Origin of the sequence: Bacteroides sp. CAG:633, assembly GCF_000435115.1 — a bacterium.
Taxonomy (GTDB): Bacteria; Bacteroidota; Bacteroidia; order Bacteroidales; family Bacteroidaceae; genus Bacteroides; species Bacteroides ndongoniae.
Map to the genome: position 1 here is coordinate 1 of NZ_FR883102.1, position 2811 is coordinate 2811.

The following is a 2811-nucleotide window of genomic DNA, read 5'->3' on the forward strand; positions in this document are numbered from 1 at the left end:
AGTCAATACGCCAATTTTGGAAGCTTACTAAACTATCCGTGATCTTAATCTTTTTATAATACTCTTTTACATGTCAAGAATTCATAGAAGTTAAAAATGAGACTTGAGTGTCTAATCCCCTAATATCATTTCTCTACCGGATGATTCTCTGCAAATATCCTCATGCGTTCGTCCAGCAGGGCATATTGATGGTCTTGAATGAACGAAGTGCAGGCACGCAGGCCCTGTTGGTGGCTGCCGGTGGTTACCAACGAAATGGCACTCACACCGTAGTACATCAGTTCTTTGGCCAGTTCGCCGCTACTCATGCCCGGATAGCCGATGGTGAAATAGAATCCGTCGGCTACAGGTTCGCCCAAGTCGTTGTCGTAAACTAAATGGAAACCGTGGCGCAAGAAGATTTCTTTCAGTCGGCGGGCACGTTCACCATATACTTTTACTTCGTCCAGGAAGTTGTATTGGCCGTCGCTGGCGGCCTTCAGCATGGCTGCCAAGGCATATTGAGCCGAATGGCTGGTACCCGAAGACAGGGCATAGAGCACCCTGTGGATAAAGACTGTACCGAACGTTCCGCCACCGTATCGTTTGGTCAGTCCGGGGTAGGCACGATGATACAGTTTGTCCGAAATGCAGCTTACTCCGATACGTTGTCCGGCGTAGCTGAAGGCTTTGGAACCGGAGATAAGCAGAATATAGTGGTCGGTGTAATGTGCTACGGTAGGCTGGTAAGGCGGTTGGAAAGGAGTACCTAAGTTCTGACGGAAATCCATCGCAAAATAAGCAAGGTCTTCCAACACAATCACGTCGTATTGCGTAGCCAGTTCGCCAATGATTTTCAGTTCCTCTTCTTTCAGGCAGATCCAGCTGGGGTTGTTGGGGTTAGAGTAGATGATGGCCGAGATGTTGCCTTTCTGCAAATAGCTTTCCAGTTTGCTTCTCAGCTTTTCGCCACGGTACTCATAGACGTCGAAAGTTTCGTATTTCTGTCCCATCACCACCAACTGCTGCTTCTGTACGGGGAATCCCGGATCGATAAACAGGATGGTGTCGCGTTTCTCGTCGCATTGGCTGCATGTAAGGAACGATGCAAAAGTGCCCTGCATGGAACCGGTAACGGGTACGCATCCCTCGGGCGAAATATCCACATTGATAAATGCCTTGATGAAACGTGCCGCTTCCTGTTTCAGGGACGGCAGTCCGTTGATGTCGGGGTAAAGGCTGGCAATGCCGTTCTTCAGGGCTTCTATTTCGGCCTTCACTCCTACAGCCGACGGAGGAAGTCCCGGCACACCCATTTCCATTTTAATAAATTCGACACCCGATTCTTCTTCGGCTCTTGCGGCAATGGCCTTCACTTCGCGGATGGTGGCTTTCGAAAAGTCGGTAATATGAAATTCGTCGATGGTATCATCGATCAGCTTGCGTTCGATAGGAGTATTTTTCATGATCTTGTTATTTTATGTTGTTATACGGACAAAGGTAATGAAAAACTTGGGATTACGAAATGAAAAACATACGGTTTACTTCGGGCTAACGGAGTTGTCCAGTGTCTAATTATTGGACACCACTGTCCAATAATTGGACACTGCGCCCTAAATTAAAAATCGCTTATTCGCTGATTATTAGATAAATAATAACTTTGGCACAGTTTCTGCATAGAGATAGGCAGAAAACAATAAAAAACTCGTTATACGATGAAACAATTCTATTACGTCACCCAGACTCTGCTCAGAGGGAAGGGGAGTGTCCTCTTCAAAATCGTTTCCTTAGGTCTGGGACTTGCCATGAGCATCCTGCTCTTTGCCCGCGTGGCCTACGAGCAGAGTTACGACACATGCTTCCGCGACTACGACCGGCTTTATCAGGTGTGGAGCCAGTTCATCATGAACGGTGAAAAGAATGAAGCCCAAAACATGAACATGGGACCGCTGGCAGGTGCCATTCTGGAAAACTTTCCGAAAGAAATAGAATCTGCCACCTGCACCAACCGCTATCTGGCTTCGTGGCCTCTGTATTACGGTAATACCCGTTTCAACGAATCCAAGCTGTGCGCCGATTCGCTCTTCTTCCAGACGATGGGTATCGAAGTGTTGAGCGGCAATCCCGTGCAAGATCTTCAGCAGCCCAATGTAATTTACCTGAGTAAGAGTTTGGCACAAAGGATGTTCGGCGGTGAAGACCCCATCGGAAAGGTCATCAGCTACAATCACGAACGCGATCTGACTGTACGCGGTACGTATGCCGACCTGCCAGACAATACGACCGTGGGGGCCGACGCCGTCATCTCCCTGCCTCCCGCCTGGGCCGCCCAGCAGATGAACTACTCGTGGAACGGCGGCGACTCCTACTTTCAGTACGTGCGTCTGCGCCCCGGGGTGGATGTGGAAGCCCTCAATGCCCGTATGGAAAAGATGGCCGAAAAATATCTGCCAGCCCGTGACAGTTGGAGTTATCGTGCCTGGGTGAAACCCCTGCGCGACACCTTCCGCCAGCAGGACGACGTGCGACGCATGTTCACCATCATGCTGACACTGGGCCTGTCTATCCTTTTCATCACAGCACTGAACTACGCCCTCATCTCCATCTCCTCGTTGAGCCGCCGCGCCAAGATGGTAGGTGTGCACAAGTGTAGCGGAGCCAGTGGCGAAGGTATCTTTGGCATGTTTATGTTAGAGACGCTGATAGTGGTCGCACTGGCACTGGGCGTGATGTTCCTCCTGCTGTGGGGCTTCCGCGACTTTGTGGAAGATACAGCAGCTACCAAACTGACCAACCTCTTCGCCGGAAGTCGTCTGTGGGTACCGGCTGCCA

2 protein-coding genes are annotated in these 2811 nt (G+C 50.1%); one reads left to right on the plus strand and one right to left on the minus strand.

What is annotated here, in order from left to right; translation table 11 throughout:
* Window positions 1-125: 125 nt before the first annotated feature.
* Window positions 126-1445 (minus strand): pyridoxal phosphate-dependent aminotransferase, encoded by a 1320-nt coding sequence (locus tag QVP67_RS10490; protein ID WP_022163519.1) that lies wholly within the window; start codon window positions 1443-1445, stop codon window positions 126-128.
* A gap of 249 nt (window positions 1446-1694) precedes the next feature.
* Between QVP67_RS10490 and QVP67_RS10495 the strand changes: the two genes are divergently transcribed.
* Window positions 1695-2811 (plus strand): ABC transporter permease (locus tag QVP67_RS10495; RefSeq protein WP_288180118.1); only part of this gene is annotated, 1117 nt, incomplete at its 3' end.